The sequence below is a fragment of the Chryseobacterium sp. SIMBA_028 genome (assembly GCF_046535285.1).
Classification (GTDB): Bacteria; Bacteroidota; Bacteroidia; order Flavobacteriales; family Weeksellaceae; genus Chryseobacterium.
The window spans coordinates 1-277 of sequence record NZ_JAWRWZ010000201.1; the positions used below are offsets into that span (position 1 = coordinate 1).

The following is a 277-nucleotide window of genomic DNA, read 5'->3' on the forward strand; positions in this document are numbered from 1 at the left end:
CGGCGCTTTGCAGGGCCCGCTAAGCCACCGGCTTGCGGACACGACTTGATGTCAGCTCGGGCGATAAGCTTCGAGAACCTTCTCCACACTGAGGAGCTTCGCTGCACTTAAAAGGAGCTCATGAACTTCGCGCCTAGCCACAAGGACCTCGCCGATCTGCGCCGGAGGCTCCGCGACACCCGTTGGTCGACACCTTGGCCGTCCACGAGTTGGGAAGCCGGGACTGACCACAATGAGCTGCGTCGACTAGTCACGTATTGGTCCGAGGATTTCGACT

General features: G+C 60.3%; 1 protein-coding gene. It reads left to right on the forward strand.

What is annotated here, in order from left to right; genetic code table 11:
• Positions 1 to 120: 120 nt before the first annotated feature.
• Positions 121 to 277, forward strand: a 157-nt coding sequence (locus SCA31_RS23145) for an epoxide hydrolase N-terminal domain-containing protein (protein WP_410699373.1), incomplete at its 3' end; no start/stop codon positions are given.